This window comes from Marivita cryptomonadis (assembly GCF_002115725.1).
Lineage (GTDB): Bacteria > Pseudomonadota > Alphaproteobacteria > Rhodobacterales > Rhodobacteraceae > Marivita > Marivita cryptomonadis.
The window spans coordinates 179,882-202,269 of the sequence record NZ_JFKD01000008.1 but is presented as its reverse complement, the minus strand read 5'-3'; the positions used below and the strand labels follow the sequence as shown (position 1 = coordinate 202,269).

The following is a 22,388-nucleotide window of genomic DNA, read 5'->3' as shown; positions in this document are numbered from 1 at the left end:
ATCTTGATGACGGCAAGCGCGACTGGCTGCGCGAGTATTGCGCAAAGATCGGTGTCGAATATGTGACCCGCCCGAACAACAAGGGGGCCAAGGCGGGCAACATAAACCATACGCTGCGCATGCTGGCCGACTCGGGGGAGCCGCCTGATTTCGTTGCAGTACTGGATGCCGATTTCGTGCCGCATCATGGCTTCGTGCAGCGCAGCCTGTCTTTGTTTCACGACCCGACAGTGGGTCTTGTGCAAACGCCGCAGCACTTCTTCAACGCCGATCCGATCCAGCACAATCTTGGGCTCAGTCGGTCCTATCCAGACGAGCAGCGTTTCTTCTTCGACCATGTCCAGCCCTCGCGGGATGCGTGGGGCATTGCGATCTGCTGTGGCACCTCTTCGATCATGCGCTTCAAGGCCGTCGCGGAAATCGGCGGCTTTCCAACGGAAAGCGTGACCGAGGATTTCTTGCTGACCCTTGTTCTTCAAGAACACGGCTGGAAAACCGTGTATCTGAACGAACCCCTGACAGAAGGGCTCGCGCCTGAAGGGCTAAAGGAATACGTGACCCAGCGCGCACGGTGGTGTCTTGGCCTGATGCAGATCGCGCGCAGTGACCATGGCCCGTTTGGCCCCGCCAACCTGAGATGGCGGGATCGCTGGAGCGTTGCGGAAAGTGTGGTCTTCTGGCTTGCGACGTTCAGCTTTCGACTGGCCGTGATCTTTTACCCTTTGCTGTACTGGTTCTTCGACATCATCGTCGTGAACGCGTCAGTGCCGGATGTCCTGCGCTATTTCGGCCCGTTTTACGCATGGGCCCTGATGGCAACCTATTATATGTCGCGCGGTTCGATCATTCCCGTGCTGCATGATGTCACCCAACTCGTCGGCGCTCTTCCGATCGCCATCGCCGCTGTCACAGGTCTGATCCGGCCCTATGGGCACCAGTTCCAGGTAACGGCCAAAGGTGGTGACCGCAGTCGCATCGTGGTGCAATGGGGATTGATGAAGCCCTTTCTGATCGGGCTGATCCTGACCTTGCTTGGTCTGTCCCTTGGCATCGCGTCGGACAAGTTTGCCCATTATGACGCCGGGGACGGCAAGATCGTCGTGCTTTTCTGGACCATCTACAACATTTTCGTATTGGCTCTGACCATCATTGTCTGCATCGAACTGCCGAGGTCTGAACGCCATGTCGCAGACATACCGGAACGCGCGCGGTTCGTGTCCGATATATGGACAGGCAATGTCTGGCTGGCCAGCCTGACCCGCGACACGGCGCGCATCAGAGGGCATGATCTGCCCATCGGCACCGAAGGCCTGTTGCACATTCGCGGTGTCGGGGATGTGCCGGTTCTGGTGCTGGCGTCGGAGAGGGCCGGGATGCGCCTTGAATTGATTCCCAGCGATGAGCAGTACCATGCCTTGATGCTGCGATTTTACACAGAAGGTGACGCACCGGGCGTGTCTGTCGTTCGGGCGTCGAACTTGATCCGCGATCTGGCGCGTCGGTTGTCGTTCAACTCCGGTCCGCGCTGACCCCGTCGCTCAGCTTTTCTTCCAGTTCGACGACCTTGTCTTCGGCACGCAGCATCCTGCCCTGAAGCCGCGCAAGGGCAGAAGACAGCAACGAAAGCTCGGTTGTGCGATGGTTTTCGACCGGCAGCACCTCATCGCCCAAAGCAATCTCTTGTGCGTTGAGAACTAATTTGTGCAACGGGTCGAGAAAAATCCGGATAAAGCCGATGGACAGGACCAGAAGCACCAGCGCCATCACGCCAAGGATTTCCGTCAAAGACATCATCAACGTGTTCTTGGCATCGTTGAACTGAGACGGAGAGGCCAATGTCACCATCCGCCAGCCTACTGCGGGGTTGGGTGCGGTCTGTATTTCGGGCACCGACATGGCAAACCGTTCCCCCAAACCCCGCCAGATTTCACGGGTTGATATCTCTTGGCCGGACAAGGCCCTTTGGACCGAAAGCTGGGTCATATCGATATATTGTGCACCGATACTGTGCAGAACCGGCATGCCGCGTTCGTCAAAGACCACCATATCAAGCCCAAGACTGCCGGCCAGTTCGCTCAGGTGCTGCTCGAACGCCTGTGGGCGAAGGTGGACAGTCAGGATGCCGGCCTGTGTGGTTCCGGTCGACGTGATCGGGTGGCTCAGGACAAGAACGTCTTCCCCAGCGCTGGTGCGCGCATAGCCCATCAGCGGACCGGCCTGTGCCCGCAGGAACCAGTCTTCGGTCGATACGTTTTCACCTTCCCGCTGCCGCCGCGAAGCAAGCAGCACCTGACCGGCCGTGTCGACATATCCCGCCCAGATCACATCAGTTCCATCGGCGACTTCACGCGTCAGAAAGCTGCGGAACGTCACGCGATCGGTGAAGGGCAGGACAACAGACAAGTCTCCTAGGCTCGACCAATTCCTGTCGAGGCTGGTCGCAATATCCAGTGCAAGGTGACTCGTCCGCACTTCGACAGCCGACTTGACGACGCTGTCATGGAATTCTGTCACGCGGTTGCTGATGAACAACACGGTTGCCGCCAGAAAGACGCCAGCGCCCAGAACCATGAAGCCAAGGAATGCCTTGTTGAGGTTCAAACCTTTGAGCATGTCCTTTTGCATTTTTGTCCCGCGATCTGTTTCATTCGAGTATGCGCCATCTCTAAAGGCGCATGCCAGTCCATTCTTAAGTATATTTGGGGTGTTAGAAAGCATGGTTTGCCCTGAAACTGATCAAACTGGCCCAGAGTTTGCCGTTGTGTATGACAACGCAATTGGGCCAGTGGGCTCGGTGATTTGAGTAGACGCATGAACAGACGCAGCTTCCTTTCGACATTGACCGCGCTCGCGGTCTGTGCGCCCCTTCCGGCCTTGGCACAGTCGAACGGGGTAGACACTGTGAACGATCCGGATTGGACGGCGTGGAAAGCGGCGTTTCTGATGCCTGACGGTCGTGTCGTCGACCACTTGCAGGATCAGGCGACCCATTCCGAAGCGCAGGGCTATGGGCTTGTCCTGTCCGTGATACACGGGGATCACGCTGTATTCAATGCGATCTGGGCGTGGACCTCTGCCAATCTGAACCGGCGCGACGACGGGCTTCTGAACTGGAAGCTGGTGCCGGGCCAGACGGAACCGGAATCGATGAACGCAACCGATGGTGATCTCTTTTTCGCGTGGGGTTTGGCGATGGGGGCCGACCGCTTCGACATTCCCGAGGCGCGGTTTCGTGCCGTCGAAATCGCAAAGGCGATTTCTGATCACTGCCTTTACCCCGATCCCCGTGATCGCAATCGGTTGATTATCCTGCCAGCGGCCGAAGGCTTTTTGCGGGGCACCAAGGCGATCATCAACCCGTCTTACATCATGCCCCGTGCGCTGTATGACCTGTCGGCATTAATTCAAGATCCGCGACTGGCCCAGGCGGCCAATGACGGCCTTGCGCTTCTGGACGAACTTGCCGCGTCTACCGGCATCCCGAATTGGGCCGAGGTCGATATCGCCGGTCTCAGGCCGTCGTCCGAACATATGGCGCATTACGGATACGATGCGGTGCGCGTGCCGCTGTATCTGGTCTGGTCCGGGCATCGCGATCATGCGGCTGTCGCACTTGCCAAGGGCATTTACGCCAGAGCCGCTGGGCGGAATACACCGGTTGTGATCGACCTCAAGGATGGCGCAGTTCTCGACACAAGCACCTATGAGGGCTTCGCCGCAGTCCATCGTCTGGTCGATGGGCGGCGCTTCGAGACGCCAGAGCTTGATGTGGAGCAGGGGTATTATCCCGCCATGCTCGACATGCTGAGCCGTGTCGCGAACAGCGAAACCTCGCCCGCATTGACCTTTGCGCTGAAAGACTAGGAATCTGGCCGCCTTGGCATTTTCCAAAAAAGACATCGGTTGGCGCGTTGCCAATCCCTTCAAAAACGTGTGACCTAGCAACAGAGCTGGATCAGACGAAAGCAAAGCAAATGCGCCGCCGGATTGCGAAGTCACCTGTGTTCAAAGGGTTGAGTGGTTCCCTTGTCGTTCTGTGCTTCGCGCTCTTTCTGGCAATAGCGCCGGGGCGCGCACAGGCGGATGGTGAGTTCGTGCAATTCGACTGGTCGGACAACGGGTCGCTTGACGCCGTGCTGGCCATGACGCGGGGGCAAATGAATTACAGCGCGACATTTTCCAAATACGATTCCGGCAAGACGGTTGGCCTGTCCGTCCTGCGTCTTTTCCCCGTCGAAGGGGGGGGGACGTTCAAGATAGGGCCAAGTTTTCAGGTCTCCGAAGATGACGAAGGCGATGTCGACTCTTTGGCCGGTTTGAAACTGGGGTACGAGTATTTCACGCCATTGGAAAACGGCAGCCTGTTTGCCTTGGCCGAGGTCAACACGATCGAATCCGGGTATTTCGGTCTGCTTCAATTCGGTCTCGGACAGTCCGGTGTGTCGCTGGAAATGTCCGTAGGGGGCAGCGACACCTACGAAGAGGCCACAGTGGCACTGTCCAAACGCCTTGGAACGGGGCCCGTGATCCTGCGGGGGGGCTATAAATTCGTGTCCGAAGTCGCGTTTCTTGGCATCGCGATCAACACGTTCTAGGAACGTCTGCGTCGGCCTGAATGCCCCTCTCGCTCAGCTGACAAGGCTCAATGCCCGTAAACAGCTGACGCGATCCCAAAGGCTCCGACCAGCACAAGGCTGAGCGCCCAGACAATGTCGAGGTTGAACCATGTGCGAGACAGGAATTTGATGCCCAGCCAAAGGTAGATCACAACAGCGAGAATGGCCCCGGCAAAGGTCATGGCCCCGGTATGCACCAGCGCTACAAGGAACGCGGTGGTGATGTTTTGGCCCATAAGTTGCCCCGCCGCCGCATGGCCGTCGCCGCCCACGTCGATGCCACAGATCCCCAGATAAATCGGCACCAGCATCAGACCCGCGCCGTGCGCCATCGCCGCAAGGAAGGACCAAAGTGCCAGCCGGGCAGGGTGCACGCGGGCCAAAAACCGGGGGTGGCGGCGGTTGATCAACAGGTAGATGCCCATCGCGATCACCAGCGCGCCAGCGCCGATGCGAATCTGCGTCTCCCAGGACACCAGTGCGCTCATCACCGAAAACGGCAACAGGATCGCCGTCATGGCAAGAAAATGCCCGACCGCCAAGGCAACCAGTGCGCGGCCCATGGCACGCGGGCGTCCCTCCATCAGGGCTGCGGACACCGCAAGGGGCCAGCCCATACCGGGATTGATGCCGTGATAGACGCCGGACAGAATGACGGCCCCCCAGAGGGCCGTCACAGTGCTTGGATCAAAGCTCATTCAGGTGTTCAGACGTTCGGGTAGCAGAAGCTGTCGGTCGAGCAGTCCCCGCCTTCAAGCCGGATCTGGTGTGACCTGAGGCCCTTGGGGAACTGGACATAGAAGTCTTTATCCAGCTCTAGCCCACCGCCTTCACCGACACGCGCCATCACCATTTGGCCGCCATCCTGACCGGGGTAGAATTGATCGTCCCACGTCGAATACAGCGAGTTGGTCCAGTACACCCGCTTACCATCGCGACTTACCTCGACCATCTGGGGACCAAAGGCAAACTCGCCGCCGCCCGGATGTTTGGTGTTCCGTGCGATCCCGCCCAGTTCGACCTTGCCAGCCAGCACCGGGTTCATCGGGTCGGACACGTCGTACTGGTGCATCTCGCCCATGCCCCAGCAGGCGACATAAAGGTATTTGTCATCAAGGCTGAGGTCGATATCCGTCACCAAAGGCGGCACCGCGCCAAAGCCCTGTAACAGCGGTGGCAGGTTGGCGGGGTCTTCGGGGCGGGGGTCGATGGTGATCGTCTTCTTGGCCTGCCAAGTTCCATCCTCGCCGCGCCACCATGTAAAGATCGCGCCTTGCAGGTTGGTGGTATCCACCACGACGCCGCAGAAGCCGTAGGATTTCTTGGGGTCATGCGCGGGGCGGATTTCCAGCGCCATCTGGTGATTGGCCCCAAGGTCGATGGTCTGGATGTTCTTGCGCTTGCGCAGATCCCAGAAATGGATCGAATGCCCGTATTTGTTCGACAACAGGTCTTCGGCCACGATGCCATTCTCGAATTGCGGCGGCAGGCCCCATTCGGAACTGACCATGTAATCCTGCGGCAGGTTCCACCAGAAATCGTAATGCTTGTCCTGCTTGCCCCGGTCCATCTCGTACTGGCCGATGATCTCGAAGGTTTCGCAATCCATGATGAAGATGCCCGGAGGGCCGTCGGTGCCGTCTTTGCCACCGCCCCCAAGGGTCGAAACATAAATGCCTTCGGGACCGCAATGGATGGTGTGTGGGCGCGAATAGCCGGTCTTGGCGAAGACTTCCTCGGGTTCGATGATCTTGTGGATCTTGGCCTTCAGCGGTTCCTTCACGTCGATAACGTAGATACGCGAAGACCGGATGCCGGGCACGATCAGGTAGCGGCGTTCAAGGAACGCGTGACCTGACAGCGGCGACAGCGACGAAGAACAGGCGTTCCAGCCGAAATGGTGAAACTCGTCTCCTTTGTAGGGCATCATCACTGTGTGGACGATTGTGCCATAAGTGTCGGATTTCGGATCAAGATCAACCACTGCGATCCCATCGGGTTGCGACCCATCCGGGCTAAGCATGACGGTAAAGCCATAGGTCTCCACCGGGGCTTGCATGGCAAGCTGGGCCGTGGCGTGAAATGTCGGATCTGGTCTTAAGTTCATGGTGTCCTCCCTTTGAAAATTGGCCCGCGCTGGGCTTAAACTGAAAACGGTCCTTTCTTATTGGTGATGTGACTAAGGCCTCCTCAAACCTCGGGCACGTTGCAGAGCTGAATGGCGCCGCTGACGCGGTTGGCCAAGCCTATCAGGTTTTGGCCGATCTCGGCCCGGTATGTGCTGCCGAACCTGCGGATCGGCCCAACGGCGCCGACGCTGAACGTGGCCCCGATATTGCCGATGGACACGGGTGCCGCGACGCTGGCGATACCAATGTCGATTTCCTGATCGCAATCGGCAAAGCCGCGTTTGACGATCTCTGTGAATTCGTGGCGCAGGTCTGCCTCTGTGGTCTTGGTGAACTCGGTATAGGCGCGCAGCGTGCCGGTGATGATGCTGTCCTGAAATTCGGGTTCTGCAAAGGCGGCGATGGCCTTGGAGCACGAACAGGCGTGCAGTGGGCGCACGCCAAGGCCGGGGTGAATGTACGCGCGGGCCGGGTCGTCTGGCGTTTCGACATGGATGATTTCGACCTGGTGATTGCGGAACCGCGACAGGAACACCGTTTCGTTGAACTTGACTGCCGCCTCCTTGAGCAAAGGGGCCGCCGCCTTACGCACATCCACATCGGATTTGCCAAGCAAAGCGATGCGGATCAGGCGCTCCCCGATGACAACACGCCCGTCTTCGGCAGGGCTGTCGATCATTCCGTGATCCAGCAGGGTTTGCACCAATCGGTAGCAGGTAGGTTTCGGCAGGCCGGTGGCTTTTTGGATATCTGCCGCCAAGACGGGCCGCCCGGCAACGGCGACAAGTTCCATGATCGAGATGAGGCGGTCGAGATGCATGATGTCGAGAATCTCATATTTAGAGACCTTGTCTCACGTTACGTTCGGGATCATTCCCGTGGCAAGTGAAAATACGCTTGTTGAAAACAAGGGATCTTACCGTGACGGCTGGCTGAGATCTGGACCAACGCTTGGCGCTGGGTCGTGTGACTTGTAGCGTAAAGATCATGGGGTATGTGACGTCATTATTCTTGCGCAAAATGGTTGCCGCGGCCGGGCCTGACATTGAGGCGGCTGAGCTTTTGACCGAGGCTGGGTTGCAGCCTGCAGGCCCTTGGGATCCCAAGGTCATGGTGCCGGACACCCGGTACTATGCAATGCTGGAAACCATCGCGGCGCAGATCGACGCGACAGACCTTCCCCTGCGGGTCGGCGCGTCCATGCGATGTGACGAATACGATGCGCTGGGGCTGGCTTGGAAAGCGGCACCGACACTGCACGGTTCGCTGTCGCGGGTCGAAAGATACGCCCGGCTTTGGACCAGCGTCGTCGAATACGAATTGCGAGAGCACGATCGCGGGGCCTTATTCATTCTGCACAGAGCGGGACCGCGTCGGTTGGGGATGCGCCTGTCGAACGAAGCGACATTGGCCAGTACGGTGTCACTGGCACGACAAGTCTGCCCTGTGCCTTTCGCGCCGCTCGAAGTCTTTGTTCAACATGCGGCGCCTGACACCATTGCCCATCACGAGGCATTTTTTGACTGCCCTGTTCGGTTCGACGCCGATCTGGATGCGCTGTTGGTGTCACACGAAGCGTTGGCGCAACCGAACATCCTCGGAGATGAAGGGATCTCGCGATACCTTGTTTCGCATCTGGATCGTGAGTTGTCCGAAATTGTTGTCGACCGTCCATTGCTGGTCGAGGCAAAGGACGCCATTGCCCAAGCGCTCAGCGAAGGCACACCCAAAATGGCCGAGATTGCGCGCGGGCTTGGCTACAGCGCCCGGTCGTTTCATCGTCGCTTGTCCGAACACGGAATGAGCTTTCAGACATTGGCCGAAGAAACCCGCCGCGAATTGGCGGAAGGCCTGCTGCGCGACGAACGCCATTCGCTGGCCGAGATCGCGTTCCTGACCGGGTTCGCCGAACAAAGCTCGTTCACGCGTGCGTTCAAACGCTGGGTCGGAAAGACCCCCGCCACGTATCGAAAAGACCGCTTGAAGGCGTAAGCCATTGGGTCTGTCCTTTGGCAAGGACGGTCAAAACCCTGGCAGCATCGGTCAAGATTGTGCGGCACTGGTCACGCTATCCCCTTGGTCATCGTAACCCACCAAGGAGATAGACCAATGCAAGACCACACCATCCTCGTCATCGGCGCCACTGGCAAAACGGGTGCCCGCGTCGCCACCAAGATTGAAGCGCTGGGCCACACCGTCCGTCGCGGATCGCGCAATTCGGCCACACCATTTGATTGGGAAGCGCCGCAAACATGGCCCGCCGCTCTGGCCGGTGTCCGCGCCGCCTATGTCACCTACTTCCCCGATCTGGCATTTCCCGGTGCCGTCGAGAAACTCGAGGCGCTTTGTGAAGCGGCTGTTGCGGCTGGCGTTCAGCATCTGGTCCTGTTGTCCGGTCGGGGCGAACACCACGCACGTCTGGGCGAAGACGTGGTGCGTAATTCCGGCACCGCTTTTACCATCGTACGTTCCGCCTGGTTTGCGCAGAACTTTTCCGAAGGCTATTTGCGCGATCCGGTTCTGGCGGGGGTGCTACCCATGCCCGGTGGCGATGTGGCCGAACCAATCATCGACATTGACGATATCGCGGATGTGGTCGTGGCTGCCCTGACCGAACCGGGGCACGAAGGCCAGCTTTACGAAGTGACTGGCCCGCGCCTGATGACTTTTGCCGATTTGGCGGTTGAACTGTCCACCGCACTAGGCCGGGACGTGCAGTATATCCCGATCACCTTTGAGGATTTCCACGCCAGCGTGGCGCAGGCCGGCGGCGATTTCGTCGCCGACGTGTTCACCGCCATCGCGCGCGAAACGCTGGACGGGCGCAACGCGCATCTGGCCGACGGTGTGCAGCGCGCGCTGGGCCGTCCGCCGCGCGATTTCGCCGAATTCGCACAAACTGCTGCCCAATCTGGCGCATGGACCCAAGCGGCCTGAAGCCCCCACCAGAAAGGAACATTCTATGTCTTTCACCCGACTTCAGAAGATCGCGCTTGCCGTGGCTGGGGCAACGTCGCTTGGCATCGGTGCCACCATCATGGGCGCGCCGCATGTGTTCTACGCCAGCTACGGCATCGCCATCGGCACCGACCCAAGCCTTCTTAGCGAAGTGCGTGCCCTTGGTGCAGGGCTGACAGGCTTCGGCACTGTGATGCTGGCCGGGATCATTTGGTCCCCGCTGCGTCAGACGGCTTTTGTCGCCGCGCTCACCGTGTTTCTGGCCTTTCCCGCAGGCCGTGTTGTGAGCCTTTTCGCGGACGGCGTTCCATCGACGGGCATCCTGTCGGCACTGGGGCTTGAGTTGGCAATCGCCGCGCTGTGCCTCTTTGCATTTCGGCGACGCACCACTGCTCCGGCCCGCATGGCTGTCAGTTGACACCCAATCAGGCGGGGAGGGTGATCCTCCCCGCAGCACTGCACCTCAACAGAAAGCTCTCTCATGTCTCCGTTTCTCTTTTTCCTCATGCAATTCGCTATCCTCGCCTATGCGCTGGTCGGCGGTGTGTTCCTTGCCTTTTCCGACTTCATCATGCGGTCGCTGTCCCTGACCGGCGGTGTCGGCGGGGTCGAGGCGATGCAGGTCATCAATCGCGAAGTGTTCCGCTGGGTCTTTATGGTGCTCTTTGTTGGAATGGCGGCGGTGTCGCTGCTCATTTCCGGCTATGCGGCGGTCTGGCTCAGTGGCCCGGCAGGCACGTTGATCCTGCTGTCTGGTTTCGTCTACCTATTCGGCTGTTTCGGCGTCACTGTGGCGTTCAACGTGCCAATGAACGAAGCTCATGCTGGCATGGACCTCGTAGCGGACACCACCCACAGCTATTGGACTGGAACTTACCTTCCGCGCTGGACCTTCTGGAACTCGGTCCGGACCATCGCCTGCGGCCTGTCGGCCATGCTGCTTCTGACCGGACTTTTGTGGCTGACCCAGACGCACGCCCGGTTGGTGTGATCCACCGGCAGCGCCAGATTGATTTTCCTACAATCGTCCCCTAGACGCGTCTGGCGAATTGCCGGGCGCGTTTTCCGCCGGGTTCGCTGATGATTAATGGAGGATCCGTCCTGTGGCCAATCCGCTTTATGACGCGCTTTTTGCTCCGCATGAGGGTAAAGCGACCCCGTTCCTGCACTTGGCTGATGGCACCGGGGTCACGCACGCGGGCTTCCTTGAGCAGGTCAGTCAGATGGCCAACGCGCTGGGCGCAGTGGGCGTGGTCCCGGGCGACCGCGTGGCGGTGCATATCGAGAAATCCCCCGAAGCCCTCGCACTTTACGCCGCCTGCGTGAAATCGGGCGCTGTCTTTCTGCCGCTCAACACGGCTTACACGCCTGCGGAATTGTCCTATTTCGTCGAAGACAGCGGCGCGACGCTGTTCCTGTGTGATCCGGCCGAGGTTGAGGCCGTCACCGGTATCGCCAAATCAACCGGAGCCACCTTGCACAGTCTAGGGGCCAAAGGTGACGGCAGCTTCATGGATCTTGCGCGCACTCAGTCGTCTCACTCAGATATCGCCACACGCGGGACCGACGATCTGGCCGCACTGCTTTACACCTCCGGCACCACCGGTCGCTCCAAAGGCGCGATGCTGACGCAGGCGAACCTGCTGTCGAATGCCGAAGCTCTGGTCGAGGCTTGGAAGTTTACGGAACAAGATATTCTGCTGCACGCTCTGCCGATCTTTCACACCCACGGGTTGTTCGTGGCGACCAACACGCTGCTCTTGGCTGGAGGGGCGATGATCTTTCTGCCGAAATTCGATCTCGACACCGTACTGCGCCTGATGCCCAAGGCCACGACCATGATGGGTGTACCGACCTTCTACACCCGCTTGCTGGACGATGCCCGGTTCACAGCCGATCTTGCGTCACACATGCGGCTCTACATTTCTGGCTCTGCGCCGTTGCTGGCGGAAACCCATGTCCAATTCGAACAGCGCACCGGGCACCGCATCCTTGAACGCTATGGGATGACGGAAACCAACATGAACACCTCCAATCCCTATGACGGCGAACGCCGCGCAGGAACCGTGGGCTTTGCGCTGCCAGGGGTCGAAGTCAAAATCTGCGCTCCCGAAACGGGTGGCACGCTACCGCAGGGCGAGATTGGCGTTCTCGAAGTGCGCGGACCCAACGTCTTCAAGGGCTACTGGAACATGCCCGAAAAGACCCGCGAAGAACTGCGCGAGGACGGGTTCTTTATCACGGGTGATTTGGCCCTCATCGACGCGGATGGCTACGTTCAGATCGTTGGGCGCGGTAAGGATCTGATTATTTCTGGCGGCTACAACATCTATCCCAAGGAAATTGAACTGTTCCTCGACACGCTGCCCGGCGTGCGCGAATCCGCGGTCATCGGCGCGCCGCATCCCGACTTTGGTGAAAGCGTGGTGGCGGTACTGGTCCGCGAAGGCACAGCCTCTCTTGACCTCGACGCAATCAACGAAGCCGTGCGCGAAAACCTTGCCGGGTTCAAACGGCCCCGGGTGATCGACGTGATCGATGCATTGCCCCGTAACACGATGGGCAAGGTGCAAAAGAACCAACTGCGCGAGACCTATGCGGGCGTGTTCCAGTCCTGATCGGTTGCCGCCCCAATCGCAATTTTTACCATTTGGTCAAAAAGCAGCCAGCCCGGCATTCGTGTTGAGCAGGAACTGGGTGAAGATCGGGCTGCTTGCTGCGCCAATGGCCCTAGCGTTGCCGCCGATGCTGCCGGGTTCGATCTTTGGTGCGATCAGACCGCGCGTGTCCTGATTGGCAAGATAGCGCCGCACCCGTTCCACAAGCTCGGTTCGGACCGACGCCGGGAATGCGCCGTCGATCAGCACCGCTTCAAAGTCGATCACCGCGCAGACCGACAGCGACGCCTTCGCCAATTCCTGTGCGGTTTCGCCGATCCACGGATCGACATATCGGCTCAGATCGCTCCAATCCTGCGGATGATGCCACAAGACCCTCGGGTCGACTCCCGCCTGCACCAGACGTCCCTCAAGCAAATGGATCGACGCAACGTCGATCAATTGCTGGCTTTCACCCAACGGCCCGGTGCTGCGCAATGACCCAAGTGCGCCCGCATTGCCCTGATTGCCTTCGAACACGGTGTCGTTCACGACCACGCCACCACCGACAAAGGAGCCAATAAAGAAATACGCCCAATCGCGGAAATCATGGGATTGCCCATAGAGATGCTCTGCACGACAGGCGGCGGTGGCATCGTTCACGACAAAGACGGGCAGATCGCTGAAACGGGCCACGTGTTCGCCGAAATCAAGATCCTTCCATGATTTGAACCGCTGTGACGGTGCACCGATCAGATCGTTCCATTTCCACAGCTCGAACGGCGCCGCGATCCCGATCCCGCAGACACGGTCCACCGTTTCGGGCGGCAGATCAGCCAGCAGCGACACCATTCCTTCTTCAAGGAAGGTGAACACATCGTCGGGCAGGGGGTACTTATAGGCGGTGCTGACTTGCGCGCGGACATTTCCGGTAAAATCAAGCAAGAGCAGTTCGGCACTGCGACGACCTATCTTGAGACCCAAAGACAGAACGCCGTCGGGGGACAGTTCCATCGGAATCGACGGTTTGCCGACCTTGCCGCGCACAGGATCGCCACGTTGCAGAAAGCCGTCCTGTTCCAGCTTGCGAAAAATAACGGACACGGTTTGCGGCGACAGGCCGGTCAGCCGCGCAAGGTCTATACCGGCCATTCCACCACGACGCTGCAACATGGAAAGAAGCAAACGTTCGTTATGGTTGCGCACACCACTTTGGTTGACGCCGCCACTTGCCCCTCTGATTTTTCCACCGTCCATGACTTGAACCATAATCAACCCACCGTTCCGCGCAATGATGGCAGGTGGCATTTAATAAATAAAGTTTATTTATTTATTGACAGGTGGTTTAGAATCTGGCCTTTTCGGTCGCAACCTGCAGCGGAGGACGTCAGCAGGGAGGGCGGCCCAAAAGCCGTCCGCAGGATTGAAAAGTGAAGATTTCTGGGAGGAAACCATGAAGAAACTACTGTTAAGCTCGGCTATTGCTTTGGCATCCATGTCCGGTGCGGCCTTTGCCGCAGGTCATGGCGTCAGCGCGTGTCTGATCACCAAGACCGACACCAACCCGTTCTTCGTAAAGATGCGCGAAGGCGCAACCGCCAAAGCCGAAGAGCTGGGCATCACGCTCAACAGCTACGCCGGTAAGATCGACGGCGACCATGAAACACAGGTTGCGGCCATCGAGACCTGCATCGCGAACGGCGCCAAGGGCATCCTGCTCACCGCATCCGACACATCGTCCATCGTTCCCGCAGTTCAGCAGGCGCGCGATGCGGGCATCCTCGTGATCGCGCTCGATACCCCGCTTGATCCGATTGATGCGGCTGACATGACATTCGCAACCGACAACTTCCTTGCCGGTCAGCTTATCGGTCAGTGGGCGCGTGCGGCGCTGGGCGATGATGCGGCAAACGCCAAAATCGCAACACTAGACCTGAATGTCAGTCAACCTACCGTCGACGTTCTGCGCAACCAGGGCTTCCTTCAGGGCTTCGGCATCGACCTGGCCGATCCGAACGTGATTGGTGACGAAACCGACCCGCGTCTTGTTGGATCGGACGTGACCGACGGCAACGAAGAGGGCGGTCGCCGCGCGATGGAGAACCTGTTGGCGAAAGACCCGACCATCAACGTCGTGCACACCATCAACGAACCCGCCGCTGCCGGTGCCTATGAGGCGCTGCGCTCGATCGGTCGTGAGAACGACGTGTTGGTCGTTTCCGTCGACGGTGGCTGCCCCGGCATCCAGAACGTCAAGGAAGGCGTGATCGGTGCAACCTCGCAGCAATACCCGATGCTGATGGCCTCCAAAGGCATCGAAGCGATTGCTGCATGGGCTGCAGATGGCACCAAGCCGTCCGCCACCGATGGTAAGGACTTCTTTGACACGGGTGTGGCTCTTGTCACTGACAATCCGGTTGATGGTGTCGAATCCATCGACACGACCGAAGGCACCAACCTCTGCTGGGGTTGATCCGACTCACATCTGACTAAACAGTCTTGAAAAGGGCGGGGATCGACCCGCCCTTTTCACAAGAGCGACACGTTTCTTCGTGAGGGAGGATTCCATGCCATCATCAGACAATTATGAATCGGTTGTCGGCAAGGCGAGCGCGGAAATCGCGTCTTTTGCCGGGCGTGACAAACGCCTGATCGACCGGTTTCACCATGCGTTGCACACGACACCGGCCTTGGTGCCGTTGATCGTGCTTGTCACGGCGATCATCATTTTCGGTCTCGCGCTGGGGACACGGTTCTTTTCGCCCTTCGCGCTGACACTTATCCTGCAACAGGTGCAAATCGTTGGCATTGTCGCCGCCGCGCAATCGCTGGTGATCCTGACCAAAGGCATTGACCTGAGCGTCGGCGCCATTGCCGTGATCTCGTCGGTTGTGATGGGGCAGTTTGCCTTTCGCTACGGCCTGCCGCCGGGCTTTGCGGTGGTTTGTGGTCTGGCACTGGGAACTGCAATCGGCGCGCTGAACGGCTGGCTGGTGGCGCAGATGAAACTGCCGCCCTTCATCGTGACGCTGGGCATGTGGCAAATCGTGCTGGCGGCGAATTTTCTTTACTCACAGAACGAAACCATCCGGTCGCAAGAGATCGCGGAACAGGCCCCGCTCCTGCAGATCATGGGTGCCAAGTTCGAAGTGGGCGGTGCGGTGTTCACGCTTGGTGTGGTGTTCATGGTGTTGCTGGTGATGGTGCTGGCCTTCGTGCTCAAGCACACCGCTTGGGGCCGTCATGTCTATGCCGTGGGCGATGACCCCGAAGCGGCAGAACTCGCTGGTGTCGACGTCAAGCGCACGCTGATTTCCGTCTATGCGCTGGCCGGTCTGATCTGTGCCTTCGCGGGCTGGGCGTTGATCGGCCGGATCGGGTCGGTGTCGCCGACATCGGGACAGCTTCTGAACATCGAAAGCATCACCGCCGTGGTGATCGGAGGCATCTCGCTTTTCGGTGGGCGCGGGTCGATCCTTGGCACATTCTTTGGTGCGCTGATCGTCGGTGTGTTCACCCTTGGCCTACGTCTGGCCGGTGCAGATGCGCAATGGACCTTCCTGCTGATTGGCGTGCTTATCATCGCTGCCGTCGCAGTGGACCAGTGGATCAGAAAGGTGGCAGCATAATGGAACCGATTTTGAAAGGCCGCGGGCTGGTCAAGCGTTATGGTCGTGTGACCGCGTTGGACAGCTGTGATTTCGATCTGATGCCGGGGGAAATCCTCGCCGTGATCGGCGACAACGGTGCCGGGAAAAGCTCGCTCATCAAGGCGGTGTCGGGGGCGGTGATCCCGGACGAAGGGACCGTCACGCTCGAGGGAAAGGAAGTGCGTTTTGCGTCTCCGATCGAAGCGCGCGAAGCTGGTATCGAAACCGTCTACCAGACCCTTGCCATGTCGCCTGCGTTGTCGATTGCTGACAACATGTTCATGGGCCGTGAGATCCGCAAACCCGGATGGCGCGGCAAGTGGCTGCGCCAACTGGACCGTGCGGCGATGGAAAAGATGGCGCGGGACAAGTTGACAGAGCTTGGGTTGATGACGATCCAGAACATCAACCAGGCGGTGGAAACCTTGTCCGGTGGTCAGCGTCAGGGTGTGGCCGTGGCCCGTGCGGCAGCATTCGGATCGAAGGTGATCATCCTTGATGAACCGACCGCGGCGCTTGGGGTCAAGGAAAGCCGCAAAGTGCTTGAGCTGATCCAGGACGTGAAATCGCGCGGCATCCCGATCATCCTGATCAGCCACAACATGCCCCACGTCTTCGAAGTGGCCGACCGCATCCACGTGCACCGTTTGGGCAAGCGCCTGTGCGTGATCGACCCCAAGGACTACACAATGTCCGACGCGGTGGCCTTCATGACCGGAGCGAAGGACGCGCCCGAAGCGGCGTGACCTGAAACGAACTTGCGAAAACGGCGCGGTGTCATTGCTGGGCCGTTTTTTTACCAAGCGGTCTAATTCTTTGTCTAACCATCGGGAACCCGTCGGCCTGTCATGCGTTTGCAAGGTCAAACGTGGCCCTGCGCCGCGTAAAACGTATGGAACACAGGACAAAGCCGCATGGAAGAAGTTGAAGCCGTCGCAACAAGCGTTTGGGGCCAGATCGCCTCGATCTTCACGATGGAGATCTACAACGGCAAATCATTCGCCGACCTTCTGACGCTTGAGGCTATGTTGTCGCTGCTTGGCAATACGATTGCGGCGATCCTTATCCTGATCATCGGCTTCACCATTTCAAGCGTGGTCAGCCGCCGGATCACGCGGATCGGGTCGATGCACGCGAGCCTCGACGACACGCTCTTTGTGTTCTTCGGCAATATCGCAAGGTATACGATCCTCGCCTTTACCACTTTGTTTGTTCTCAACACGTTCGGGGTGCGCACGACCTCTGTCGTGGCGGTCATCGGTGCAGCTGGTCTGGCAATTGGACTTGCGTTGCAGGGCACGCTGTCGAATGTTGCGGCTGGGGTGATGCTGATCCTGTTCCGGCCTTTGAAGAACGGCGATTTCGTACAGGTCAACGATGTGGTCGGTACGGTCAAGGAAATCACGCTGAACTACACCGAGATCGCGGATATCGGGAACGTAAAGGTCGTGGTTCCGAACTCCGAGGTCTGGGGCAACACAATCAAGAATTATTCCGGCTACAAGACCCGTCGCGCGGAATGGGAATTCGGTGTCGGGTATGGTGCCAATCTGGCCGATGCCGAGCGCGTGATCCGCGACACGATCATGTCTGATCCCCGGTCGCACAACGATCCTGAGCCGTTCATTCAGGTCAACAACCTCAACAGCAGCAGCGTGGATTTTCTTGTGCGGGTCTGGTGCGATGCGTCGGTCTATTTCCAGTATCAGGCCGATATGAAGCGCAAGGTGAAAGAGGCGCTGGACAAGGCGGGGGTCGATATCCCGTTTCCGACAAGGACGCTGGTGGTCCAGAAGGAAGAAACCGTGTCCAAGGACACGTCCAAGAAGTTCGCAGTGCAGTAATGTCAGGCAGCGTGCAGCCCTGTCATTCCGGTTTGCGCCATAGCGATGCTCATCTCGTCGCCGAGAACTGACCACATCTGACGTAGTCCAGCTTCGCCGCCCGCTGCCATTGCGAATTGCAGAATGCGTCCGAAGAAGCAGAAATCTGCGCCGTGGACGAGCAGTTTGAGCGCGTCTTCGCCCGACCGCAAACCGCTGTCGAAGAAAAGCGGGTAGTCAGGGCCAACCGCCTCGCGGATCGCAAGAAGCGCGTCAACCGGAGTTGGCGCGCTTTCCAGTTGCCGCGCACCGTGGCTTGAGACCTGAATGGCGTCCGAGCCGTTTTCTTTGAGCCGCACTGCGTCTTCCACGTCCAAGACACCTTTGACCACCAGCTTGCCGGGCCACATGTCGCGCATCCGCGCAAGCGTGTCCCAATTGGCCTTGGCGCGGCTTTCGGTACGGTCAAAGCTGTAGCCGGGCATCTGGAAATTCGCCATGTCTGGCCGACCGTTCAGAAGCGTCGAGATCGACCAGCGCGGGTGTAGGGCGAAGTCGATAAACTGGCTGGGGCCGATGCGGAAGGGCATCTTGAACCCGCGCCTGAGTTCGCGGGGGCGGCGGCCTACTTCTGGCACATCGACCGTCACAACAAGCGTTTCATACCCGGCATCACGGGCGCGTTCGACCAGTTTGAACGTGCCGCTGCCATCGCCGCTGAAGTAGATCTGGAACCAAGCATGCCCCTCGGCCACGTCGATGATCTGCTCCAAGGCCGTCGAGGCGACAGTGGACACGCCATGCGGAACTTTGAAATCCCGCGCCAATCGCGCCAGCATCAGGTCGGCACCGGGGCAGGACAGGTTGCACATGCCCATGGGTGCGATGCCGAAGGGGCGGTCGGCAGGCGCACCGAAAACCGTGGTGGCCAGTGACCGCTGGCTCACGTCGCGCAGGATGCGGGGGCGCAGGGTCAGCGCGTCCAGTGCCGCGCGATTGCGGGTGATCCCGGTTTCGCGCCCGGCCGCGCCATCGATATAATCGAACACCATCCACGGCAGACGCCGTTTGGCCAGCCGACGGGCATCCTCGGCAGAGTGAATGTGGTCTGCTGCGGCCATTGTTCTAAAAGATTAGTCGCCGTCGCGATGCACATGCACGGCGCAGGGTGCGTGGCGCACCACCCGTGCGGCTGTCGATCCAAGGAAGAAATCACTCAGCCCCGGTTTATGTGATCCGATCACGATGCAGTCGGTGCCATGTTGGGTCGCATAGTCGATAATCGTACGGGCGGAGTGGCCTTTGACCAGGGCAGGCGTGATGCCGTCCAGACCTTGCAGCTTTTCCTGCAGCCGTTCCCGCGCGCGTTCAAACCCGGCTTTGACCACCTCTTCGTCCAGATAGGCGCTCACAGTGCCTTGCGGGGACTCGTAGACGTGCAGCGCGATGATCTCGCCGCCCTCGGAACATAAGACACGCGCCACTTCAAGCGTCTGGGGCGAGATGTCGTGATCCAGAGCCATGGGAACGAGAAGCTTCTTGTACATGTCGAGTCTCCTGTCGGGAATGGGTCAGGCCCAAGGGTCGAGGACGATTTTCGGTGTGGCAACCGCGCCGTGGCGCAGATCGTGGAAAGCGGCGGCGCCTTCGGCAAGCGGTCGGGTCTGGAACCAGTCCAGAGGACCAAGCCGCCCGTCAAAGATCGCCTGCGCGGTGTCGCGGAAATCTTGCGCGGTGTAGGTGTAGGTGCCGATGAAGGTGATCTCTTGCAGCGTCATGCGCCGCACATCCAGACCGCCGGTGTCTTCGCCCAAGCCCACATGCGCCATCACCCCGCCGGGTTGCGCATGGGTCGAGGCGGTGGCACGGGTGGCGGCATACCCCACCGCGTCGATGATGAGGGGATAAAGCCCGTCAGGTTCGGCAACGGCCCTTTCGCCGCAAGTGTCGATGAGGAACGCGCACCGCGTCGGGTTTGGCTCTACCACCGTCACGCTGTCGGCTCCCATTGCCCTGAGCGCCAGAGCGGCAGCAAGACCGATGGCACCACCACCGAGCACCAGTGCGTTTCGCTCCATCGACGGGTGGAGGGCTGCCAGTGCAAGCCGCGCTGCGTGCCAGCTGACCGCCAAGGGTTCGGCAAGCGACGCCTTGTCCAGCGCCACGGCATCCGGCACCGTGACAAGGTTCGATGCAGGCATCGACACATATTGCGCAAACGCCCCCGGTCTTGGCTCCATCGAGATGATCTGTCGGGTCGGGCACAGGTTTTCCCGCGCAGCTTGGCAGGCGGGGCAGGTGCCGCAGGTCACAAGCGGATTTATCGTCACGCGGGTGCCATCCAAAGGCCCGCCTTGCACCACGCCTGCCGCCTCGTGGCCAAGGATAAGCGGGGCAGGGCGGCGCGCGTCATGTCCCAGATAGGCATGCATGTCAGAGCCGCAAATGCCCACCGCTTCGATGCGGATCAGGTGTTCGCCATCGCGCGCCGTGATGTCAGGGACATCGCGGAAGGCCAGTGTTTCAACACCTTCATAGACCAACGCCTTCATTTCGCGGTAAACCCTCCGTCCACCATGAGAACCTGCCCCGTGACATAAGCCGATGCGTCCGAGCAAAGGAACAGGATCGGTCCGTCGATATCCTCCACCCGGCCATTGCGCCCGATGCAGGTCTGCGCTGCGTTGCGAGCGGCGCGGTCGGGGTCTGAGAACACCGCCTGCGTAAGTTCGGTCGGGAAAAAGCCCGGACCGATGGCGTTCGCCGTGATCCCGTGCGGCGACCATGCTTCGGCCATAGCGCGCGTTAACTGGGTGATCGCGCCTTTGGTGGCCCCATAGGCGATGCCGCCCGGAAATGCGCGATAGGACTGGAGCGAAGCGAAGTTCACGATGCGGCCCCAGCCTTTTTCCTTCATCGCCGGGACCAGCGCCTGAGATAAGAAGAGCGGTGCCGAGAGGTTCAGGGATAGCGTCACGTCCCAGCCCTCGGGTGTCACGTCATCCGCCGTCTCGCGGGTGTTGATCCCTGCCGCATGGACCACGATATCCGGTGGGCCAAACGGGTTCGAAATCGTCTCAACAAGCGCGGGCAGGCCGTCGCGGTCGGTTACGTCACCCACCACATAGGCGGAGGGCAATTCGATCTCTTGGCACAGGCTTTCCAGTTCGGCTTGCCGCCGCGCGACGCCAACCACCATTGCACCAGCAGCCGCAAGCGTGAGTGCGGCCCGTCGACCAAGGCCGGAACTGGCCCCTGTGATGACAGCCACCTTGCCTCCAAGGCGGAAGAGTCGTTCGATCTCAGCCATCTGCGGTCAGATCGAAGTTCACACCGGGGAAGTATTTGGCCAGACGCACATCCGCCGCGCGAGCGTGTCCTTCCATGCCCTCAAGCCGGGAAATCCGCGCTGTCGCTTCGGCCACAGCCTTGGATCCTTCGCGGGTGGCGCGCTGCCATGTGACGATCTTCATGTACTTGTGGACAGACAGACCACCCGTATAGCTGGCAGCCCCTGACGTGGGCAGCACGTGGTTGGTGCCTGTCGCCTTGTCGCCATAGGACACGGTGGTTTCTTCGCCAAGGAAGAGCGAACCATAGCAGGTCAGCCGATTCAGCCACCAATCCAAATCCTCGGCCTGGACGGTCAGGTGTTCGGGGGCATAATCGTCGGAACAGGCGGCCATTTCCTCGCGGTCGGAACAGACGATCACCTCGGCATAGTCACGCCATGCGGCGGCTGCGTTCTGGCTGTTCACTTCGGGAAGGTCCGCGATCAGATCGGGAACCATCTCCATCACCTTTTCCGCCAGTGCGCGGTCATCGGTCACCAGCCAGACAGGCGAGTTGTAGCCATGCTCGGCCTGACTCACCAGATCGGTCGCCACGATCAGCGGATCGGCGTTTTTGTCGGCTAGGACAAGGCTATCGGTGGGCCCAGCGATCATGTCGATGCCGACACGACCAAACAGGATGCGCTTGGCTTCGGCCACGAACTGGTTGCCGGGGCCGACAAGGATGTTTGCCTTGGGCAGGCCGAACAGACCGAAGGTCATCGCAGCCACGCCCTGCACACCGCCCATGGCGATGATCTTGTCGGCGCCGCAAATATGCGCGGCATAAACGATGGCAGGCGCCACGCCGACGCCGGGGCGAGGTGGCGAACATGCAGCGATATGACGGCAACCGGCCACCTTGGCTGTGGTGACCGTCATGATGGCTGATGCGATGTGGCTGTAGCGCCCGCCGGGCACATAGCAGCCTGCCGCATCCACCGGGATCGCTTTTTGGCCAGCGATCATGCCCGGTACGATTTCGACCTCGACATCCGACACGGTCGCTTTCTGTGCCTCGGCAAACCGCTTCACGTTGCTATGTGCAAATTCGATGTCCCGTTTCAGTTTCTCGGGAACAAGCGCACTGGCTGCAGCGATGTCTTCGGCGGTGAGAAGGACATTGCCTTCATACTTGTCGAACTTCCGGGCGTATTCCATCGCCGTGTCGTCACCACCTGCCTCGATATCAGCCAGAATGGTCTTGACCGTTTCATGCACTTCGGATGCATCCGATTTCGCCGTCAGGGTCGCTTTTTTCAGGTATTCACGTGTCATCTTCG

The 22,388-nt window shown here is 59.6% G+C and carries 22 protein-coding genes; 12 read left to right on the top strand and 10 right to left on the bottom strand.

Annotated features, from left to right (window positions below; all coding sequences use genetic code 11):
* Positions 1-1,529, top strand: a 1,529-nt coding sequence (locus MCRY_RS11235; protein ID WP_085629832.1) for a glycosyltransferase family 2 protein, incomplete at its 5' end; no start/stop codon positions are given.
* On the opposite strand, the gene MCRY_RS11230 is transcribed toward MCRY_RS11235, so the two are convergent.
* Positions 1,510-2,625, bottom strand: coding sequence for a cache domain-containing protein (locus MCRY_RS11230; protein WP_176234504.1), 1,116 nt, complete (start codon positions 2,623-2,625; stop codon positions 1,510-1,512). The two genes, MCRY_RS11235 and MCRY_RS11230, sit on opposite strands and share 20 nt — an antisense overlap.
* 186 nt (positions 2,626-2,811) lie before the next feature.
* On the opposite strand from MCRY_RS11230, the gene MCRY_RS11225 reads away from it, so the two are divergent.
* Together MCRY_RS11225 and MCRY_RS11220 are read left to right on the top strand one after the other, a co-directional pair.
* Entirely contained in the window at positions 2,812-3,864 is a 1,053-nt protein-coding gene (locus MCRY_RS11225) for a family 8 glycosyl hydrolase (protein ID WP_085629828.1), read from the top strand.
* Positions 3,865-3,974: 110 nt separating this feature from the next.
* Complete coding sequence (locus MCRY_RS11220) at positions 3,975-4,595, top strand: hypothetical protein (protein WP_085629826.1); 621 nt, start codon at positions 3,975-3,977, stop codon at positions 4,593-4,595.
* Positions 4,596-4,642: 47 nt separating this feature from the next.
* On the opposite strand, the gene MCRY_RS11215 is transcribed toward MCRY_RS11220, so the two are convergent.
* The 3 genes from MCRY_RS11215 to MCRY_RS11205 all read right to left on the bottom strand — a co-directional run bounded on the left by MCRY_RS11215 (position 4,643) and on the right by MCRY_RS11205 (position 7,565).
* On the bottom strand, positions 4,643-5,314 hold the full coding sequence (locus MCRY_RS11215; RefSeq protein ID WP_085629824.1) for a hypothetical protein: 672 nt from the start codon (positions 5,312-5,314) through the stop codon (positions 4,643-4,645).
* Positions 5,315-5,322: 8 nt separating this feature from the next.
* Positions 5,323-6,723: a selenium-binding protein SBP56-related protein gene (locus MCRY_RS11210; protein ID WP_085629822.1), complete on the bottom strand. Its 1,401-nt coding sequence runs from the start codon at positions 6,721-6,723 to the stop codon at positions 5,323-5,325.
* An 83-nt stretch (positions 6,724-6,806) separates the two neighbouring features.
* Positions 6,807-7,565, bottom strand: coding sequence for an IclR family transcriptional regulator (locus MCRY_RS11205; protein WP_085629820.1), 759 nt, complete (start codon positions 7,563-7,565; stop codon positions 6,807-6,809).
* A gap of 200 nt (positions 7,566-7,765) precedes the next feature.
* Between MCRY_RS11205 and MCRY_RS11200 the strand changes: the two genes are divergently transcribed.
* The 5 genes from MCRY_RS11200 to MCRY_RS11180 all read left to right on the top strand — a co-directional run bounded on the left by MCRY_RS11200 (position 7,766) and on the right by MCRY_RS11180 (position 12,321).
* A complete protein-coding gene (locus MCRY_RS11200; RefSeq protein WP_238939632.1) occupies positions 7,766-8,737 on the top strand; it encodes an AraC family transcriptional regulator in 972 nt (323 codons plus the stop codon).
* A gap of 117 nt (positions 8,738-8,854) precedes the next feature.
* Positions 8,855-9,682 carry an NAD(P)H-binding protein gene (locus tag MCRY_RS11195; RefSeq protein WP_085629817.1) on the top strand — a complete coding sequence of 276 codons (828 nt, stop codon included), beginning with the start codon at positions 8,855-8,857 and terminating at the stop codon, positions 9,680-9,682.
* Between the two features lie 25 nt (positions 9,683-9,707).
* Positions 9,708-10,121, top strand: coding sequence for a DUF4345 domain-containing protein (locus tag MCRY_RS11190; RefSeq protein ID WP_085629815.1), 414 nt, complete (start codon positions 9,708-9,710; stop codon positions 10,119-10,121).
* Between the two features lie 63 nt (positions 10,122-10,184).
* Positions 10,185-10,694 (top strand): anthrone oxygenase family protein, encoded by a 510-nt coding sequence (locus MCRY_RS11185; protein WP_085629813.1) that lies wholly within the window; start codon positions 10,185-10,187, stop codon positions 10,692-10,694.
* 112 nt (positions 10,695-10,806) lie between these two features.
* On the top strand, positions 10,807-12,321 hold the full coding sequence (locus tag MCRY_RS11180) for a malonate--CoA ligase (protein WP_085629811.1): 1,515 nt from the start codon (positions 10,807-10,809) through the stop codon (positions 12,319-12,321).
* Positions 12,322-12,357: 36 nt separating this feature from the next.
* Here MCRY_RS11180 and MCRY_RS11175 read toward each other — a convergent pair whose 3' ends face one another.
* Positions 12,358-13,557 (bottom strand): ROK family transcriptional regulator, encoded by a 1,200-nt coding sequence (locus MCRY_RS11175; RefSeq protein WP_085629872.1) that lies wholly within the window; start codon positions 13,555-13,557, stop codon positions 12,358-12,360.
* Between the two features lie 196 nt (positions 13,558-13,753).
* Here MCRY_RS11175 and MCRY_RS11170 point away from each other — a divergent pair, with 196 nt between their 5' ends.
* The 4 genes from MCRY_RS11170 (at position 13,754) to MCRY_RS11155 (ending at position 17,794) form a co-directional block, all read left to right on the top strand.
* Positions 13,754-14,773: a sugar ABC transporter substrate-binding protein gene (locus tag MCRY_RS11170; RefSeq protein WP_085629870.1), complete on the top strand. Its 1,020-nt coding sequence runs from the start codon at positions 13,754-13,756 to the stop codon at positions 14,771-14,773.
* 94 nt (positions 14,774-14,867) lie between these two features.
* Positions 14,868-15,929 carry an ABC transporter permease gene (locus tag MCRY_RS11165; RefSeq protein WP_085629809.1) on the top strand — a complete coding sequence of 354 codons (1,062 nt, stop codon included), beginning with the start codon at positions 14,868-14,870 and terminating at the stop codon, positions 15,927-15,929.
* Positions 15,929-16,696 carry an ATP-binding cassette domain-containing protein gene (locus tag MCRY_RS11160; RefSeq protein WP_085629807.1) on the top strand — a complete coding sequence of 256 codons (768 nt, stop codon included), beginning with the start codon at positions 15,929-15,931 and terminating at the stop codon, positions 16,694-16,696. The genes MCRY_RS11165 and MCRY_RS11160 overlap by 1 nt, the downstream gene beginning before the upstream one ends.
* A gap of 168 nt (positions 16,697-16,864) precedes the next feature.
* Positions 16,865-17,794, top strand: coding sequence for a mechanosensitive ion channel family protein (locus tag MCRY_RS11155; protein ID WP_085629805.1), 930 nt, complete (start codon positions 16,865-16,867; stop codon positions 17,792-17,794).
* A 2-nt stretch (positions 17,795-17,796) separates the two neighbouring features.
* On the opposite strand, the gene MCRY_RS11150 is transcribed toward MCRY_RS11155, so the two are convergent.
* Genes MCRY_RS11150 through hisD form a run of 5 tightly spaced genes read right to left on the bottom strand, consistent with a single transcriptional unit; the run spans position 17,797 to position 22,383 of the window.
* Positions 17,797-18,894: an alpha-hydroxy acid oxidase gene (locus tag MCRY_RS11150; RefSeq protein ID WP_085629803.1), complete on the bottom strand. Its 1,098-nt coding sequence runs from the start codon at positions 18,892-18,894 to the stop codon at positions 17,797-17,799.
* Positions 18,895-18,906: 12 nt separating this feature from the next.
* Positions 18,907-19,320, bottom strand: coding sequence for a universal stress protein (locus MCRY_RS11145; protein WP_085629801.1), 414 nt, complete (start codon positions 19,318-19,320; stop codon positions 18,907-18,909).
* Between the two features lie 24 nt (positions 19,321-19,344).
* Positions 19,345-20,325, bottom strand: coding sequence for a zinc-dependent alcohol dehydrogenase (locus MCRY_RS11140; protein WP_085629799.1), 981 nt, complete (start codon positions 20,323-20,325; stop codon positions 19,345-19,347).
* On the bottom strand, positions 20,322-21,083 hold the full coding sequence (locus MCRY_RS11135) for an SDR family NAD(P)-dependent oxidoreductase (protein WP_085629797.1): 762 nt from the start codon (positions 21,081-21,083) through the stop codon (positions 20,322-20,324). The genes MCRY_RS11140 and MCRY_RS11135 overlap by 4 nt, the downstream gene beginning before the upstream one ends.
* Positions 21,076-22,383, bottom strand: coding sequence for a histidinol dehydrogenase (gene hisD, locus MCRY_RS11130; RefSeq protein ID WP_085629795.1), 1,308 nt, complete (start codon positions 22,381-22,383; stop codon positions 21,076-21,078). Before hisD ends, MCRY_RS11135 begins: the two co-directional genes overlap by 8 nt.
* Positions 22,384-22,388 lie beyond the last annotated feature (5 nt).

Bases quoted from the DNA above. Each gene is read 5' to 3' on its own strand.
- MCRY_RS11210 (WP_085629822.1), bottom strand. From the start codon at position 6,723: ATGAACTTAAGACCAGATCCGACATTTCACGCCACGGCCCAGCTTGCC.
- MCRY_RS11230 (WP_176234504.1), bottom strand. From the start codon at position 2,625: ATGCAAAAGGACATGCTCAAAGGTTTGAACCTCAACAAGGCATTCCTT.
- MCRY_RS11200 (WP_238939632.1), top strand. From the start codon at position 7,766: ATGGTTGCCGCGGCCGGGCCTGACATTGAGGCGGCTGAGCTTTTGACC.
- MCRY_RS11205 (WP_085629820.1), bottom strand. From the start codon at position 7,565: ATGCATCTCGACCGCCTCATCTCGATCATGGAACTTGTCGCCGTTGCC.
- MCRY_RS11215 (WP_085629824.1), bottom strand. From the start codon at position 5,314: ATGAGCTTTGATCCAAGCACTGTGACGGCCCTCTGGGGGGCCGTCATT.
- MCRY_RS11185 (WP_085629813.1), top strand. From the start codon at position 10,185: ATGTCTCCGTTTCTCTTTTTCCTCATGCAATTCGCTATCCTCGCCTAT.
- MCRY_RS11145 (WP_085629801.1), bottom strand. From the start codon at position 19,320: ATGTACAAGAAGCTTCTCGTTCCCATGGCTCTGGATCACGACATCTCG.
- MCRY_RS11190 (WP_085629815.1), top strand. From the start codon at position 9,708: ATGTCTTTCACCCGACTTCAGAAGATCGCGCTTGCCGTGGCTGGGGCA.
- MCRY_RS11170 (WP_085629870.1), top strand. From the start codon at position 13,754: ATGAAGAAACTACTGTTAAGCTCGGCTATTGCTTTGGCATCCATGTCC.
- MCRY_RS11135 (WP_085629797.1), bottom strand. From the start codon at position 21,083: ATGGCTGAGATCGAACGACTCTTCCGCCTTGGAGGCAAGGTGGCTGTC.
- MCRY_RS11175 (WP_085629872.1), bottom strand. From the start codon at position 13,557: ATGGACGGTGGAAAAATCAGAGGGGCAAGTGGCGGCGTCAACCAAAGT.
- MCRY_RS11155 (WP_085629805.1), top strand. From the start codon at position 16,865: ATGGAAGAAGTTGAAGCCGTCGCAACAAGCGTTTGGGGCCAGATCGCC.
- MCRY_RS11220 (WP_085629826.1), top strand. From the start codon at position 3,975: ATGCGCCGCCGGATTGCGAAGTCACCTGTGTTCAAAGGGTTGAGTGGT.
- MCRY_RS11195 (WP_085629817.1), top strand. From the start codon at position 8,855: ATGCAAGACCACACCATCCTCGTCATCGGCGCCACTGGCAAAACGGGT.
- MCRY_RS11165 (WP_085629809.1), top strand. From the start codon at position 14,868: ATGCCATCATCAGACAATTATGAATCGGTTGTCGGCAAGGCGAGCGCG.
- hisD (WP_085629795.1), bottom strand. From the start codon at position 22,383: ATGACACGTGAATACCTGAAAAAAGCGACCCTGACGGCGAAATCGGAT.
- MCRY_RS11150 (WP_085629803.1), bottom strand. From the start codon at position 18,894: ATGGCCGCAGCAGACCACATTCACTCTGCCGAGGATGCCCGTCGGCTG.
- MCRY_RS11140 (WP_085629799.1), bottom strand. From the start codon at position 20,325: ATGAAGGCGTTGGTCTATGAAGGTGTTGAAACACTGGCCTTCCGCGAT.
- MCRY_RS11225 (WP_085629828.1), top strand. From the start codon at position 2,812: ATGAACAGACGCAGCTTCCTTTCGACATTGACCGCGCTCGCGGTCTGT.
- MCRY_RS11160 (WP_085629807.1), top strand. From the start codon at position 15,929: ATGGAACCGATTTTGAAAGGCCGCGGGCTGGTCAAGCGTTATGGTCGT.